Consider the following 14,226-nt stretch of genomic DNA (forward strand, 5'->3'; position numbering starts at 1 on the left):
AATAGTTAGAGTATTATCGCATTAATTTTTATATCAAAAGAAATTAACTGATTCATAATGGATTACTGCAACCAGGATGTAGTATCTAAGCTCAGGAATTATACTCTAGTTTAACTTGAGTTTCATCCCGGCATTTCATTTAGGAATAATTCGGGAGAAATCCACCCTCTAAGAAGCCAGAACAACCAATCCCCTCCTGAAACTATCAAAAACTATCAATTTTTCAAAGAAATGAAATAAAGTTTTGCTTTTTTATTTACAGAGCTTCAAAGACGAACATGAAAGGAAGTTTACATTTCATAAAAAATGCTATGGCATGGCTTATTACCTGTACTGGGATAAGCAGCATACATTCAGGTATTGAATGGGTGATAGAAGGTGGACCCAGCTTGGTGAGGGATGGTCACGTTTACGCTATCACGACTTTCCAGATGAAGAAGAACTTGGTGGGGGCTTATCCTTACCTTAAAAGAATACAGCACAACTTGTTGCTAATCTAGGTACTGGTATTCACTTTCATTATACAGATCAGCAGTACTGATTTAGCGGATCTTGTTGAGTTTGTACAACGATTCAGTAACCAATTTTTACTCGACTCAAACAATAATCCTTGGCCACCCTATCCCTGTTATTCCAGTATTCAGTATCAAGGAATAGCGGCAACTCAGGTTGGAACCAATTGGAACATTAGTTTCCCAAAACTCCTTACTTAAATAGTTGGCCATTATTAAATAGAGTGCCTGTATTGTTTATCCCAGATAATGCAACTCCAAGTAATCCTAGTGAAACCACATTTCTAATTCCGGTCACACTGATTCAAAAAAGTGGTAGTGTAGATGGCTATCTTAGTGTCCTGCTGAATCAGCAAAATCAATTTGAAGTCGTTGGCTTCCAAAACGCTATTGGCAGCAGCAATACTGTGGTGAAACTCGCGGCTTTAGATCAAAGAAGTTCTGTCAGTATTCGCAGTTATGCACAAGTAAATTCGGTTTGGGGATTAACACAAACAACAAATAGGGTTAATTATCCATTCACTATTTCCTTTGGCGGCGTCTCATCCGATCTCAATGCCTTTCGCTTCCTGGCAGGAGACACTACGGGCGTGTTGATTATTAGCCCTACATTTAAATCGTACCAAGCCGTTGTAATAACGGCTTGGGTGTCAGTTCTTTTACTTATTTTTGAATTCAGTGACCTGGATGCAAGCAGCGGAGCTCTGGACTATGAGATTCACTCATCTCGATTCCGGGTTAAAAGCCCAAACCCAACTTTGCTGCAAGTTATTAGATCTCAACAGCTAAATTTGCATAAGCTAAAACAAGCCATTTTACACCATGCTCACTAAACTTCACTTGAACACGTGTGTGGGCTCCACTACCTTCTACTGCCAGGACAACTCCTTGACCAAACTTTGCATGTGTCACACTTTGGCCCAATGATAATCCCGAAGTTTCGGGAACAATAGAAGGTTTGTTTCGTGATATAGCTGGTGCTTGAAATTTCGCCTTGACACGAATCTCATCAAGTAATTCCTGAGGTAATTCCCTTAAGAACCGTGAGGGTCGATGATATTCTTCTCGCCCGTATTGTCGCCTTATTTCAGCATACGATAAAACTAGCTTGCGCATGGCACGTGTCATGCCCACATAACATAACCGACGCTCTTCCTCCAAACGTCCAGGCTCTTCTAATGACTGTTTTCCTGGAAATATCCCCTCTTCCATACCTACTAAAAATACGATGGGGAACTCAAGACCCTTAGCAGCATGTAGGGTCATCAAGTGTACGTAACGCTCATGTTCTCCTGCCTGCATTTCTCCAGCTTCCAAAGAGGCATGTGCTAAAAATGCATTCACTAAAGGGATTTCCTCTTCTTCCTCTTGCTCATAGCGGAATTGTTTTGCCGCATTAATTAATTCTTGTAAGTTATCAAGACGAGATTCTGACTTGTCCCCTTTGATTTTGCTGAAATGAGCATACAAGCCACTCAACTGAATCACTAGCGATAATTGCTCGTCCAGTTCCATTGCTGCTGTACCATGTTGCAGCTGTTCGATTAACTCTATGAATTTTGATAGTGCAGTACCTGCCCGTTGCGCCATTTCTCCTGATTGTAATAATGTTTTGGCGGCATGCCATAATGAGCATTGTTCTGATTTGGCATAATGGCGCAGATCATCAAGCGTTTTTTCACCAATACCTCGAGTGGGAAAATTAACGATGCGATCAAAAGCAGTATCATCATCGGGATTTACTAATAAGCGTAAATAAGCCAAAGCATCTTTTACTTCCGCACGGTCAAAGAAACGTACACCACCATAAATACGATAAGCAATTCCCGCGCGTAACAACGCTTCCTCTAAAACCCTGGATTGAGCATTGGATCGATATAAAATAGCAATTTCATCAGCACTTATGCCCTGATTGATTTCCATCATAATTCGTTCACAAACAAAACGCGCTTCATCAAGCTCGTTAAAAGCACTGTAGACCAGAATTTTTTCTCCGGTGGCTCCATCTGTCCACAAGTCTTTCCCCATCCGTGAATTATTATGCGTAATTAATGCATTTGCTGCGTCGAGTATCGTTGCTGTTGAACGATAATTTTGTTCCAATCGAATAATTTGTGTATTTGTAAAGTCTTGAGAAAATTGCTGAATATTCTCCACCTTGGCTCCACGCCAACCATAAATGGATTGATCATCATCGCCTACCGCCAAAACAGCAGCGTTCTCACCAGCAAGGAGACGTATCCATGCATACTGAATGGTATTGGTATCCTGAAATTCATCGACCAATATTGCTTGAAAACGTTGACGATAATGGGCAAGAATCTCTGGGTTATCTCGCAATAACTCGTGGGTTCGCAATAATAATTCCGCAAAATCAATCACTCCCGCTGTCTGACAAGCTTGCTCATACGCACTATAAATGTTGAGCAATGTTTTACCTGGTCCATAAGGCAATGTATGAACGTGATGAGGTCGTATCCCTTCATCCTTGCGTCCATTAATAAAGGATTGGGCCTGTTTTACTGGCCATTGCTCTGCATCAAGATTTAATGAGCCAATTACTCGCTTGATCAAACGTGCTTGATCCTCAGAATCTAGAATATGAAATAGTTCAGGTAAATTAGCTTCCCTATAATGTCTGCGAAGTAAGCGATGACACAGTCCATGAAAAGTTCCAACCCATAATCCCAAAACAGGAGTACTTAAGATACTGTTCAATCGTGCCCTCATTTCACCAGCAGCCTTATTAGTAAAAGTAACTGCAAGTATTCCATGCGGCGACATATGCTCTTCTTCAATTAGCCAGGCTATCCGACTGACTAAAACTTTCGTTTTACCACTACCAGCCCCAGCGAGGACCAGCGTATTACCGAGCGGTGAAGTAACTGCTTCACGTTGTCGTTCATTCAATCCTTTAAGAATTGCAGCAAGAGTCATAAATAAATTCCAGGAAAAATAGATGCTGTATTCTATTAATAGATCCCACTCTCCCGCAAGCAAAAGAAAATTGGGGCTATACTCACTATAAGTATAAACCTTGTTTTAAAAACGAATACTTATTGCTTTCGAACGCTTCCCAGCGCAAAATAACACAATATGCTAAAAACATAACTTCCTAAAAGGACTAAAATGCACTCGCTCTATCCATCAATTAAACCTTATGCGCAGCATGAATTAAAAGTCAGTGAACTGCATACACTCTATATTGAGGAAACAGGAAATCCAGAGGGGCTTCCTGTTATGGTATTACATTCAGGCCCAGGATCCTCTTCTGGGGATGGTTACCTTAGACGTTTTTTTGACCCACAGCATTATCGGATTATACTCTTTGATCAACGCGGATGCGGGCGCTCTACTCCTCATCTGGAAATTCGCGAAAATACCACCAGTTTATTATTGGATGATATCGATGCCATCAGAGATTTTTTAGGGTTATCTGAGTTTGTATTGTCTGGAGGAGGCTGGGGTTCTTTGCTTGCATTACTTTATGCTCAGAAATTCCCTCAACAAATTAAGGCCTTACAACTGCATCAAATTTTTTTAGGAAGACAACAAGATTTTGATTGGTTTTATAAGCATGGTGCCAGCCTGGTTTATCCTGATTATTGGCAAGAATTTATTTGTAATGTCCCTGAAAACATGCTGGATCAAATTCCCAAATATTATGCCAATTGCCTGCAAGGCCCTAATGAAGTGGCGCGCATGAGTGCAGCAAAATCATGGGCATTATGGGAAGCGCGTTGCAGCAGTTTGCAACCTCATTTATACGTAATTGATCAATTCAGTGACCCTCATTTTGCTCTCGCTCTTGCAACATTGGAGTCTTATTACATCAACAATCATTTTTTCATTGAAGAAAATCAAGTAATAGCTAATGTCAATAAAATAAGACACATCCCGACTTATATCGTACACGGCCGTTTTGATTTAATTTCTCCACTAGCTGGTGCATTTGAGCTTCATCAAGCAATACCGGCCTCCAATTTAAGAATAGTTCGTGATGCGGGGCATTCGGATAGAGAGTCGGGTATCATTGATGCCCTTATTTATGCGAGTAAAGAAATTTCCAAACAGGGACTTGATGCATGTTGATTGTAATTCAAAGAGTAACAGAAGCCCGAGTAGATATTGATGGTGAAACAGTTGGAAAAATAGATCAGGGGCTTTTGGTACTCTGTGGATTTGAACCAGATGATACAGAACATAATATCAATAAAATGTTGGATAAGTGCGTCAATTATCGTATTTTTGGCGACAGTCAAGGTAAAATGAATTTAAGTCTTAAAGAAGTTCAAGGTGGTTTATTATTAGTACCCCAATTTACTTTAATGGCCGAAACTCAAAAGGGATTGCGCCCCAGTTTTTCAAATGCGGCACCACCCGAATTGGGTCGACAATTATTTGACAAACTCCTGACGCGAGCTGGTCAATTATATCCCCAGACTCAAAGTGGATGTTTTGGTGCCGATATGCAGGTTCATTTGTGCAATGATGGCCCCGTGACTTTTTTGTTAAAATTCTGATATTAAACCTTGCAAGATGTATTGAGCCATCATTCAATTGCTTACTTAAAACCCCTCGTAGGAAAAAAATTTTTAAGCCCTTCCAGGGACACCTCGCGAGCAAGTCATGAGTAAGGCAGCATGAATAAAGAATAATGAAAAAGTGACGCCCTCTCCATGATTGTTTGCAAGAACACCAAACTCGTGTAACATCTTTCATTAAGTTAAATAATAAAAAAAATCATGCGATTAATTTCAATAGTTATTAGTTTTACCAGTAGTATCGCTTTAACTGGTTGTGTTAGTAAGGGAACTAATCCCATCGATCCTTTTGAACCTTTTAACCGAAAAGTATATAAATTTAATACTGCCTTAGATAATGTAATTTTAAGACCCTCCGCAAAAGTATATCGAGCCGTCTTACCAGCGCCTGTTCGTAAAAGTATCAATAATTTTTATTACAACTTAGATCTTATTCCAACTGTAGGAAATGATCTTCTACAAGCTGAAGGAAAGTGGGCAATTCGCGACTCATGGCGATTCATTATTAACTCCTCTTTAGGTGTAGGCGGCTTATTTGATGTAGCCAAAACCTTTGGTTTGCCTCCTCATTCTAATGATTTAGGACTTACATTAGCCAAATGGGGCGATAAAAACTCTCCCTACTTGGTTCTTCCGTTGTTGGGTCCAAGTACTCTTCGAGATGGAGCAGGATGGTTATTCCAATTTGCATTGTACAGTCCCTATGTTTACATTAAGGAAGATGCTGTAGTTTACAGCCTACTCGCTGTGCGTGCGGTAGATTTACGTGCTCAATTGTTAGATACTGATCGCATAATGGATGAGGCTTTGGATAAATATGCCTTTATGAGAGATGCATACCTACAATATCGTAATCATCTTATCACCGGTACCCAACCAGATACTGGATCTTTGTATGTTGATGATAAAAAAGCGGATCAGGAAGCTGCTGCAGAAACTGGTAGTGATTATGTTGATGAGTAAAATGTAGATAGTCTCCTGGGTTCAAGCAGACAAGCTGCTTGAACTTCTACGACTTTGATCCAATATTTGTTAATGAAGTTCGTTTTAATTAATAGCTTTTTTATGGTGATTAATGGAATTAATCAAATATGAAAAGATGAGAAAAAAGAACCCATTATCTCTATAAATTCTTCGCGCTCTTGTTGGTTTTTTCCAAAAAAAACTTCTTTATTCTCCGTTATTTTATGAAAAAATCCATATAAATATTCTTTCTTAATGGGTTCATTAATCCGTTCAACTCCATTTTGAAGCTCCACTCTGATGACCTTATAATCCTCATCTAATAAAAGTGAATACTCCTCAAGTAAGATAATATCTTTCCCTGAACTCTTATATTCATAATAAAGTTTTTCAAGTATTCCCCAATTACTACATAAAAATAACGTAACATCTTTGTATTTCTCAAGATAGTTCAGCATCGGCTTTAAATTACCTTGAGTTAACTTCATAAAGGCTTCAAGGTATAATGCAAAGCGTGTTGTTAGATGATTATTAGCATCTGTATCAAAAATTGGATGAGTCCTTGTTAACAAGAATCTGAAATGGCTGGAAAAGGCCAAGATTAACTTTTTATCTTGATAGCTTTGTATGAAAGAAAAAAGCTCACTCCGTGGATTAAAACTTTCTTGTATGATGTCTTTCATTAAATACATTTTTTTTAACACATCGAGTATCGTCATCAATTTTAACTCCATTAAAATTTTATAAGTGGATTATGTACTATTTTTTCTACCTTAGACGATACATTATTGATACAGAACTATGGTTAGAATTCGGATGAAGCCTTGTGGTATTAAAAACATCCACTCTCTGAGGCATAAGTATCTCTTCGCCATCACGGGAATTGCTATCGCTTCAGAATAAAATGTACGACGATTACAATGTTATACATGTTTGGTTCAAAAATTAAGCATGCATTTCTTGTTTAAGAAACTTGCTTTACAGATGAGAGAAAATTTATTGATCTACCTTAGATTGCTTTAATTATTTAATGATGCAATGTGCTAAGCTCTCCCTGCACCGGTATCATAGTTGCATTATGTGTAGGCTCAGGACTCTTTGAAACATTTGTTGCACCAAAGAACAAAACAATTTCTGCTCGTCTTGTTCCCATATGACGACCCACTTCCCGAAAGTTTGCCTTCTTCTTAGCAACCTTCCACCTTCTACGCCTACTTCAAGATAATTCACCTCGCTTGATGAATCGAGCCAAGCAGGTAAATTTAATTTAACGGTGCCGTTTGCAGACTGAACGTAATGAACGTTTTGTGATGAATCTTGTTATTACTTCTTTAATTTCCTATAAAAAGTATTTTAAGTTAAGCACGACGTATTTTCTCAAGACAATGTAAAAAATCACCAGCAATATCAAGTTGCGTTTCTGCCTCTATTTCTCGAAGACACGTTGGACTTGTCACATTAATTTCCGTTAAATAATCGCCAATCACATCAATACCAACAAAATATAAACCTTTTGCCTTGAGAGTTGGTGCTATTTGTTCGCAAATCCATCGGTCTCTTTCGGTGATGGGTACCACTTCACCCCGTGCACCTGCGGATAAATTACCTCGCAAATCTCCTTCTGCAGGAATGCGTGCCAATGCATAAGGGACTGGCTCACCGTTAATTAATAAAATACGTTTATCACCGGATTTTTTTATTTCATGTATATACCGCTGAGCAATAATGGTTTGCGTCTGATTTTTAGTTAGGACCTCCAAAATAACCGCCAAGTTTTTCCCTTGTTCCTCAACATGAAATATAGAGTTTCCACCCATTCCTTCCATTGGCTTAAAAATTACTTGTTTGTGCTCTTCCCAAAAAAACCTCAGTCGCTTTATATTTCGCGAAACCAGTGTTGTTGGGCAGCACTGAGGAAAATTTAAAGTAAAAAATTTCTCATTGGCATCCCGTAAACTTTGGGGCTTGTTCGCTACGAGAACCCCTTCACGCTCTGCAAGTTCCAGAAAATATGTGGTATAAATGTACTCTGTATTAAAAGGGGGGTCCTTACGCATCAGAATGATGTCAAACTCACCTAAAGGTTTTTCAGATAAGTCTTTAACTGTCGCCCAATCCTTACTGTGTAGATCGCCTATGCTTAAATCATAAACTTGTGCAAAAGCGCGCCCTTCCCTGCAGAATAAATCCTCTTGGGTAAAGACAACACAAGACCAACCGAGTTCTTGTGCTCTCTTAATCATAGCCAGAGTTGTATCTTTGTAGGGCTTCAGTTGGTGTAAAGGGTCCAGCAACACTGCAAGTTTCATTATTCACCCCCAATAGCTGCAATTTCCCTTGCCGCGGCAAGCGCAGCCAATCGAGCAATAACGCCATAAACATAAAATCGATTAGACTCATCCAATTCAGTTAAATCATCACAAGGCATATTACACGCCTGAGCAAAGGCTAAAGGTTCAAAGTGCATACCTGGCGCATTCAGATTTTCATCAATGCCCCGCTCTTGGTGGACTCTATAAAATCCACCTACTACAAATTGGCCAATCATATAAACTACGGGCTCAGCAACAGAACCATTTGGCATCGTTTCAAAAGTATATACACCCTCCTGGATAATTACCCTATCTACTTTGCGGCCGCCTTTACTGGCTGACATTTTAGTACGTTGCTTTCTATTTAACTGGCGTACTTCTTCAGCCTCATGTACCATCATTACGCTCATGCCATAAGTGCCATTATCGGCTTTAATAACTACAAATGGCTTCTCCTTGATTCCATAGGTCGCATATTTATCGTTCATTAAAGTGAGAATTTTCTCTACTTCGACTGCTAACCTGTCTATACCCTCCTGAGCCATAAAATCCAACCCCTCCAGGGCACTAAAATAAGGATTGATCATCCAAGAATCCATTCCAACCAACTCAGAAAACTCTGTAGCGATCTCATCATAAAAATTAAAATGGTTGGATTTTAATCGCGAAAACCAACCCAACTGGGCAGTAGGTCTTATTTTTTGCTGTATTCCTTGTAAAATTTCAGGAACCCCATGGGACAAGTCATTATTCAGCATAAGGAAGCATGGATTGAAATTAGCCAGACCTACTCTATCTCCCTGCCGTTGTATAGGCTCTAATAAGAGCACCTCCCCACCGTCAAGAACAATTTCGGTAGGTTCTTTAAGCTCAGGATCTAAGCTACCGATACGAACTACAAATCCAGCTCTTGTAAAAATAGTTCTTAGTACGTTAAGACTTTTTAGATAAAACTTATTTCTGGTATGGCTTTCGGGAATCAGTAGAATTCTGGTACAGTCAGGAACATAATCAATTAATACCGATTGTGCGGCTTGAATACATAATGGAAGAAACTCCGGATTCAAATTATTAAATCCAGCTGGAAATAGATTAGTATCTACAGGCGCTAGCTTAAATCCAGCATGCCGCAAATCAACCGAAGAAGTTAATGGCGGAGGAGTTTCTTTCCATTGGTGCCTGAACCAGGCCTCAATAGCTGCTATCTGATTTAAAACAATTTTTTCCACATGAAATAATGGTCCAGAATGTGCTGTGGTCAAATGAGGAACAGGGATCTCATGAACATTCATGCTTACTCTCTTTTTTATTCTTTTCGACGATGTTACCGAGGTTAACACAGAAATAAAAGATCTTATTGATTTTCTGTTATTATATTGCAGGTTAGATTTTTATGCTCAATATAATCTTTAATTGCATGATATTGCTAACGGAATAAGTTTTGTTGAGCTTAAATGTTCAACTAACATTGATTAGACCTCTCCGGAAAACCCTCTTCTGCAGAAGAGTTTCCGAAGAAGTCCATTAACAAAACTGAAGGAACTTTATTCATGATCAATGAGCTAGTACAACAATTTTCAACGCAAATACAAACTTTTTTGTATATCATGATGCTCATCAATGGTATTTTACATTTGATTTTTGCTGGTGCTGTCGCCCATGATGCAGGAAATATGAATCGAATGGGACAAAAACCAGTTTTAGTTTCTGCTGCTACCTGGGCATTTGCAACGTTAATAGGCGGTGTGATCACGGCAACAATTTATTGGCTGCTCCACCACTCCACCCTTACAAGACCGACAATCAGAGAGGTTCGCTATGATCAATCCTAATATTAAAACCATCGATGTGCATCAACTAAAAGAAAAGATGGATAATAATCCCAATCTTTGTTTAATTGACGTTCGTGAATTGGACGAGTGGCAAGATTTTCATATACCTGGAGCGCTCCATATTCCTAAAGATAACATTGCCTCATCTATTGCAGAAACAATCCCCAATAAAAATCAACCCATTTATTTACACTGCAAAGGTGGAGTGCGATCTTTGTTTGCTGCACAGTCTTTGATGGATTTGGGGTATCAAGAAGTTTATTCGGTTGATGGTGGTATTATCGATTGGACAATGTCAGGCTACCCGATAGAGCAACAGAAAGCATCTGAACTCCAATTATAATTCTAAACTTTTGTAACATGAGCACAGCAACTGCCTGCCATAGTCAGTTAAGAATCTTGGCGAAAAATCAGCAAGCAGAACTCGGATGTTTGATGCTGTAACAAATAATCTTGATCCTGCTTTTTGCTGCGCTCAGACTGCACATTTCGTATGTCTAATTATGGTGATGTATTAGCTGATCCCTGCTCTACAACAACCTCAGAGGGGGGGGTAGAAACAATTTTATCTGAAAACAAACCTATGCGGTTTTTTGTTTTTTTATCAGATTCTTTCAACTGGGTCTGTTCAATTTGCTCCAACTTGAAATCTGCTACTTTTTTAACCAAGTCCTTAAGCACTTTTTCTACCTTATAATTCTTAATTTTTTGACTTGAAAAAAGCTGTTTACTTAAATCCAGATACCCTTTACTTGGATCTGAATCTACATAAACATGGCCATGCATAAATTTGCTCAGAGCATCATACATATCGAGCAAATTTTTGGAGTCAGGGAAATTTTCTAGAGTAAGATTGAGTGAAGTAGTTAATGCATTATATAAAGTACTGTTCTCGGGAGACAAAAAAAATGAAGTTACAGTCCCTTGATAACTATCAAAAATTTGCTCACGAATATAAAAAGCGGCGGCATTAAGTATACATGTTTTTTCTGGGCTAATGGATTTATCAAGGCTGTTAAGGACCGCAAGTAAATACCTACACTGGATTGCTCGATCAGGATGTCTAACAGAAAGAGTCCGTAATGCTTTTGGTAAATTTCTTGCATCGAGCTTATGACTTTTTAATTCAGTTGCAATACTCTCCCTGATATACTTCGATAATGTATCATAGTCAACATACTGAAAACCCATTTCTGCTCTCCTTAAACTCCATGAATCGGGATTAGTAAAATTTACTCCAAACGGGAAGTGTAAACTAATTCGCAAAGCCAGTCATGCATTTTCTTTTTACTGCTTAATTAATTTTTAATCTTTAAAGTCAATAACATAGAGAGCAATTCCTAAACATATCCGCAAGTGATCGGATACTGTTTTTCTATTTTTAGTCAATGCAAAAGATTGTAGAAATGGGAAATTAAACTTTAGATTTACCTTTTTTGATTGCTTTTTACTGCTCTGTTGATTAATTTACACATTTGTCCCGCAGGGTAAGTTATGAAAAAATACATCTACTTCATTCTTTTTCTAAGCTGTTTGAACGCCAACGCACAAATCAATCAACCAAAATTGGTTATTCAACTGGTTATTGATCAATTACGTGGCGATTTAATCCAACAGCATCAGCAGCAATTTGGTAATGACGGATTTAATTATTTATTAAGTCATGCCATTGATTATCATAATACCCATCATCCACATGCTAACACAACAACGTGTGCAGGGCATGCGACTCTAGCAACAGGAAGTTTTCCAGCCTTACATGGCGTCATAAATAATGACTGGTACGACCGAAAATCACAACAACTAGTCTATTGTATGGAAGATTTAAAAACCAATATATTAAATACCCCTCACACACGCATTAGAATCCCAGGACGTTCTCCTAAGAACTTATATACTTCAACATTAAGCGACGAGGTCATACTCTCCCAAAAAGGACGTGCCTTTGGGGTGTCATTGAAAGATCGTTCAGCAATAACCCTTGCAGGTCATGCGGGCAAAGCTTTTTGGTTCGATACCACTAATGGTGGTTTTATTACCAGTTCTTATTACTACACTCAATATCCTCAATGGGTTAAAAATTGGAATGAAAACTATCATCCGAAAAACTATGATTGGATTCTTGGTCGAGCCAAAGAGGAATATCAAAATGCCAACTCACCTGTTTTCCATCATGAAGATGAGCTTTTTGGTCAAACTTTTCCACATCATGTAACACAAGCTCCAAGCCCTGAGTTTTTTAAATCCTTGTCTAGAACTCCTAAGGCCGACCAATTAACTGCAGATTTTGCAGAGCATCTTTTAACAGAAGAACGATTAGGACAATCTCCCGAAAAAACTGATTATTTAGGTATTAGTTTCTCAGGAGTTGATGCGATAGGTCATCAATTTGGTCCAAATAGCCTTGAGTCCGAAGACAATTTATTAGAATTGGATAAAACTTTAGCACATCTTTTTACAGTCATTGACAAGCAAGTCGGACTCAAAAACACCCTTATTGTTCTTACTGCAGATCATGGTGTTAATGATGGTCCAACTTATCTCAAGGCGCATCATATGCATGAAATCAAGCCCGTTAATATCCTTCATGTGGAACAATACATTCGTACTGCATTAAAAAACCAATTTGCACTTCCAGAGCAAACTCTGATGTCGATAACCCCTCCTTATATATATCTCGATCATCACGTTATAAATCAACATAAGGTGAAACTTAATGAAGTGAAAAATTATCTTGCCTATGCTTTAACACGACAACCAGGAATATTCAAAGCATATGCATTACCAATTACTGAAATAGAAAAAGACTGGCTTAGCGCTAAAGTCAACAAAATGTATTTTCCAGAGCGATCTGGGGATATATATATTATTCAACCTCCCAATCAATCATATGGTACTAAAAGTAAAGATCGTGTCGCTCATGGCAGTCCGTGGCAATACGACAGCTATGTCCCCCTACTCTTCGTCCATCCGGACTTTAAAGCACGACGCATTTTCCGACCGACTTACACACCAGATATTGCGCCCACTTTATCCGCTGTTCTTATGATAAAGAATCCATCTGGTGCCGTGGGTCAACCTTTGCAAGAAGTAGTACAAGCGTTTAATTAAAATGCCTTTAGGTAAAAAATCCATATCCTTCCACCGACCTCCCGCCCCCCACAGCTTGTTCGTGGGGTACATCTGCGGGACGTTAAATAAGGCGTTTAGTTCCCTCTTGATGGCAATGAAACACAGTTCTGAAAAATACAACTGTGTTTTATGGATCTACTCAGTCCTAGCTTATCAAATCGACTAAACTTATATTAAAAGAATAGGTGGTTTTATTACTCTAAAAATGAGCTGTTTTGCAAGTAAAGCCTAATATAAAGATTGAATTTAACACAAAAAAGCTTTAGTATCTGCACGAAATTTCTAACGATATCATCATGAACAAGCAAGCGATAATTATTGGGATTTCTGGCCCCTCTGCATCAGGAAAAAGTCTTTTAGCGAATACTATTGTTAATGAGCTCGGCTCAGAACAAGTGGTGGTTATTTCTGAGGATGCTTACTATAAAGATAATGGCCATTTGCCTTTCCCTGAAAGAGAAAAAATTAACTACGATCACCCTGATTCTTTTGATCATGCATTGCTTTGCGAACATTTACGTCAATTAAGAGATGGAAAACCTGTTGAAATCCCAATTTATTCTCACTCCAAGCACATGCGTCTGCCCGAAACTAGAACAGTTGGCCAACATGCCATTATCATTCTTGAAGGTATTTTGCTTTTTAGCGATAAAGAATTACGTGAAATAATGGATATTCGAATTTTTATGTCTACGCCTCTAGACGTATGTTTAACCCGACGTTTAAAAAGAGATGTGGTTGAAAGGCATAGAACCTTTGAATCGGTAGTACATCAGTATGAAACAACAGTACGTCCGATGTACTTGCAGTTTATTGAACCATCCAGTCGTTACGCTGACATCATTATTCCTCGTGGAGGAGAAAACAGGATTGCTATTGAAATGATTCAGGCTAAGATGCGTGAACTGTTAGCGTCACACACTAATTAATT

At 38.6% G+C, this 14,226-nt stretch carries 13 protein-coding genes; 8 read left to right on the forward strand and 5 right to left on the reverse strand.

The genetic code is table 11. From position 1 onward, the window contains the following. The first annotated feature begins 745 nt into the window (after positions 1-745). Positions 746-1,345, forward strand: coding sequence for a hypothetical protein (locus Lpar_RS15310; RefSeq protein WP_058518739.1), 600 nt, complete (start codon positions 746-748; stop codon positions 1,343-1,345). Here the strand turns inward: Lpar_RS15310 and uvrD are convergent. Next, positions 1,284-3,449 carry a DNA helicase II gene (gene uvrD, locus Lpar_RS15315; protein ID WP_058518740.1) on the reverse strand — a complete coding sequence of 722 codons (2,166 nt, stop codon included), beginning with the start codon at positions 3,447-3,449 and terminating at the stop codon, positions 1,284-1,286. The two genes, Lpar_RS15310 and uvrD, sit on opposite strands and share 62 nt — an antisense overlap. Before the next feature lie 192 nt (positions 3,450-3,641). Between uvrD and pip the strand changes: the two genes are divergently transcribed. The 3 genes from pip (at position 3,642) to Lpar_RS15330 (ending at position 6,019) form a co-directional block, all read left to right on the forward strand. Then, the gene (gene pip / locus Lpar_RS15320; protein ID WP_058518741.1) at positions 3,642-4,604 is read left to right on the forward strand and encodes a prolyl aminopeptidase; all 963 of its coding nucleotides are present in this window, start codon (positions 3,642-3,644) and stop codon (positions 4,602-4,604) included. Continuing rightward, a complete protein-coding gene (gene dtd / locus Lpar_RS15325) occupies positions 4,598-5,035 on the forward strand; it encodes a D-aminoacyl-tRNA deacylase (protein ID WP_058518742.1) in 438 nt (145 codons plus the stop codon). Before pip ends, dtd begins: the two co-directional genes overlap by 7 nt. Before the next feature lie 222 nt (positions 5,036-5,257). Beyond that, on the forward strand, positions 5,258-6,019 hold the full coding sequence (locus Lpar_RS15330) for an MlaA family lipoprotein (RefSeq protein WP_058518743.1): 762 nt from the start codon (positions 5,258-5,260) through the stop codon (positions 6,017-6,019). A gap of 122 nt (positions 6,020-6,141) precedes the next feature. Here Lpar_RS15330 and Lpar_RS15335 read toward each other — a convergent pair whose 3' ends face one another. From Lpar_RS15335 to gshA, 3 genes are all read right to left on the reverse strand, one after another. Continuing rightward, a complete protein-coding gene (locus tag Lpar_RS15335) occupies positions 6,142-6,702 on the reverse strand; it encodes a hypothetical protein (protein WP_133133916.1) in 561 nt (186 codons plus the stop codon). A gap of 675 nt (positions 6,703-7,377) precedes the next feature. After that, a complete protein-coding gene (gshB, locus tag Lpar_RS15340; protein ID WP_058518745.1) occupies positions 7,378-8,328 on the reverse strand; it encodes a glutathione synthase in 951 nt (316 codons plus the stop codon). Next, positions 8,328-9,623 carry a glutamate--cysteine ligase gene (gene gshA / locus Lpar_RS15345; RefSeq protein WP_058518746.1) on the reverse strand — a complete coding sequence of 432 codons (1,296 nt, stop codon included), beginning with the start codon at positions 9,621-9,623 and terminating at the stop codon, positions 8,328-8,330. The genes gshB and gshA overlap by 1 nt, the downstream gene beginning before the upstream one ends. A gap of 258 nt (positions 9,624-9,881) precedes the next feature. Here gshA and Lpar_RS15350 point away from each other — a divergent pair, with 258 nt between their 5' ends. Both Lpar_RS15350 and Lpar_RS15355 read left to right on the forward strand, forming a co-directional pair. Beyond that, a complete protein-coding gene (locus Lpar_RS15350; RefSeq protein ID WP_058518747.1) occupies positions 9,882-10,163 on the forward strand; it encodes a hypothetical protein in 282 nt (93 codons plus the stop codon). Then, positions 10,150-10,506 (forward strand): rhodanese-like domain-containing protein, encoded by a 357-nt coding sequence (locus tag Lpar_RS15355; protein ID WP_058518748.1) that lies wholly within the window; start codon positions 10,150-10,152, stop codon positions 10,504-10,506. Before Lpar_RS15350 ends, Lpar_RS15355 begins: the two co-directional genes overlap by 14 nt. 158 nt (positions 10,507-10,664) lie before the next feature. On the opposite strand, the gene Lpar_RS15360 is transcribed toward Lpar_RS15355, so the two are convergent. Continuing rightward, entirely contained in the window at positions 10,665-11,354 is a 690-nt protein-coding gene (locus Lpar_RS15360; RefSeq protein ID WP_058518749.1) for a hypothetical protein, read from the reverse strand. A gap of 303 nt (positions 11,355-11,657) precedes the next feature. Between Lpar_RS15360 and Lpar_RS15365 the strand changes: the two genes are divergently transcribed. Then, entirely contained in the window at positions 11,658-13,274 is a 1,617-nt protein-coding gene (locus tag Lpar_RS15365) for an alkaline phosphatase family protein (protein ID WP_058518750.1), read from the forward strand. A 317-nt stretch (positions 13,275-13,591) separates the two neighbouring features. Continuing rightward, entirely contained in the window at positions 13,592-14,224 is a 633-nt protein-coding gene (gene udk / locus Lpar_RS15370; protein WP_058518751.1) for a uridine kinase, read from the forward strand. The last annotated feature ends 2 nt before the right edge of the window (positions 14,225-14,226 follow it).

Source organism: Legionella parisiensis (assembly GCF_001467945.1).
GTDB lineage: Bacteria > Pseudomonadota > Gammaproteobacteria > Legionellales > Legionellaceae > Legionella > Legionella parisiensis.

Excerpts from the sequence above, each read along its gene's own strand:
- pip (WP_058518741.1), top strand. The coding sequence starts at position 3,642 with ATGCACTCGCTCTATCCATCAATTAAACCTTATGCGCAGCATGAATTA.
- gshA (WP_058518746.1), bottom strand. The coding sequence starts at position 9,623 with ATGAATGTTCATGAGATCCCTGTTCCTCATTTGACCACAGCACATTCT.
- Lpar_RS15330 (WP_058518743.1), top strand. The coding sequence starts at position 5,258 with ATGCGATTAATTTCAATAGTTATTAGTTTTACCAGTAGTATCGCTTTA.
- gshB (WP_058518745.1), bottom strand. The coding sequence starts at position 8,328 with ATGAAACTTGCAGTGTTGCTGGACCCTTTACACCAACTGAAGCCCTAC.
- uvrD (WP_058518740.1), bottom strand. The coding sequence starts at position 3,449 with ATGACTCTTGCTGCAATTCTTAAAGGATTGAATGAACGACAACGTGAA.
- Lpar_RS15360 (WP_058518749.1), bottom strand. The coding sequence starts at position 11,354 with ATGGGTTTTCAGTATGTTGACTATGATACATTATCGAAGTATATCAGG.
- dtd (WP_058518742.1), top strand. The coding sequence starts at position 4,598 with ATGTTGATTGTAATTCAAAGAGTAACAGAAGCCCGAGTAGATATTGAT.
- Lpar_RS15350 (WP_058518747.1), top strand. The coding sequence starts at position 9,882 with ATGATCAATGAGCTAGTACAACAATTTTCAACGCAAATACAAACTTTT.
- udk (WP_058518751.1), top strand. The coding sequence starts at position 13,592 with ATGAACAAGCAAGCGATAATTATTGGGATTTCTGGCCCCTCTGCATCA.
- Lpar_RS15355 (WP_058518748.1), top strand. The coding sequence starts at position 10,150 with ATGATCAATCCTAATATTAAAACCATCGATGTGCATCAACTAAAAGAA.
- Lpar_RS15365 (WP_058518750.1), top strand. The coding sequence starts at position 11,658 with ATGAAAAAATACATCTACTTCATTCTTTTTCTAAGCTGTTTGAACGCC.
- Lpar_RS15335 (WP_133133916.1), bottom strand. The coding sequence starts at position 6,702 with ATGAAAGACATCATACAAGAAAGTTTTAATCCACGGAGTGAGCTTTTT.